Origin of the sequence: Micromonospora sp. NPDC004551 (genome assembly GCF_040609975.1) — a bacterium.
Lineage (GTDB): Bacteria > Actinomycetota > Actinomycetes > Mycobacteriales > Micromonosporaceae > Micromonospora.
Map to the genome: position 1 here is coordinate 1 of NZ_JBEXLM010000084.1, position 1,436 is coordinate 1,436.

Annotated in this window: 1 protein-coding gene; it reads left to right on the forward strand. The window is 67.4% G+C overall.

All coding sequences use genetic code 11. From position 1 onward, the window contains the following. Nucleotides 1–122: 122 nt before the first annotated feature. Nucleotides 123–1,343 (forward strand): IS256 family transposase, encoded by a 1,221-nt coding sequence (locus ABZW14_RS34200; protein WP_355355387.1) that lies wholly within the window; start codon nucleotides 123–125, stop codon nucleotides 1,341–1,343. Nucleotides 1,344–1,436: the final 93 nt, after the last annotated feature.

The window sequence follows — 1,436 nt, forward strand, 5'->3', positions numbered from 1 at the left end:
CGGTTGCGTCCCGCCGGGTGGTGTAGAAGTTGACCTGCTTCGGCGTGCCTCGGGCATAGAGGTGGGTCATCGCGTGAGTCTCTGTGTGAACGACCAAGAACACGCAGAGGACGGAGTACGCGATGACCCTGGACCAGTCTGCCTTGTTGGAGGTGCTGGATGCACTCAAGGCGGCGGAGGTGAATGATCGTGTCCGGCAGGCGGCGGAGACGATCTATCAGGCGTTGATCGAGGCGGAGTTGACCGCGGTGATCGGCGCCGCCCCGCATCAGCGCAGCGAAGCCCGGGTGGCGCAGCGCAACGGCCACCGCCCGCGCACCTTGACCACCACGGCCGGGGATCTCGATCTGCGGATCCCGAAGCTGCGCACCGGCTCGTTCTTCCCCAGCCTGCTGGAACGCCGGCGGCGGGTCGACCAGGCCCTGTTCGCGGTGGTGATGGAGGCCTACCTGCACGGCGTGTCCACGCGCAAGGTCGATGATCTGGTCAAAGCGTTGGGCGCCGACTCCGGCATCTCGAAGTCGGAGGTGTCGCGCATCTGCGCCGACCTCGACGAGGAAGTGGGCGCCTTCCGGGACCGGTCCTTGGCCACGGCGGCGTTTCCCTACGTCTTCCTCGACGCCACGTACTGCAAGGCCCGCGTCAACCGCAGGGTGGTGTCCCAGGCGATCGTGGTCGCCACCGGTGTCCGCGCCGACGGCTGGCGGGAGGTGCTCGGCTTCGCCGTCGGTGACAGCGAGGACGGCGCGTTCTGGACCGCGTTCCTGCGCTCACTCAAAGCACGGGGGCTGGGCGGGGTGCAGCTGGTCATCTCCGACGCCCACACCGGTCTGAAGCAGGCCATCGCCGCGGTGCTGCTCGGCGCGGCCTGGCAACGCTGCCGGGTCCATTTCCTGCGCAACGTCCTGGCGCAAGTGCCCAAAGGCAACGCGGAAATGGTCGCCGCGGCGATCCGCACCATCTTCGCCCAACCCGACGCCGCCCATGTCCGTGAACAGCTCGACGTCATCGCCGGCATGCTCGGCCGCCAGTTGCCGAAGGTCGAGGTCATGCTCCGCGACGCCGCGCATGACCTGCTCGCCTTCACCGGATTCCCACCCAGCCACTGGAAGAAGATCTGGTCGACGAATCCCCTGGAACGACTGAACAAGGAGATCAAACGCCGCACCGACGTCGTCGGGGTGTTCCCCAACCCCGAAGCCCTGCTCCGCCTCGCCGGCGCCGTCCTCGTCGAAGCCCACGACGAATGGCAGACCGGCGACCGCCGCTACCTCGCCGAAGGCAGCATGGCCCAGATCAGCACCCCCGCGAAGACCCCCACCAGCGAACTCATCGCTGCCTGACCAGACTCGTTGTCAGCCCGACCGAGAACCGGAAAACTGAACAGCGCACAGAGCCTCACCCAGGCGATCTACACCACGCCGCGGGACGTGACC

Excerpts from the sequence above, each read along its gene's own strand:
- ABZW14_RS34200 (WP_355355387.1), top strand. The coding sequence starts at position 123 with ATGACCCTGGACCAGTCTGCCTTGTTGGAGGTGCTGGATGCACTCAAG.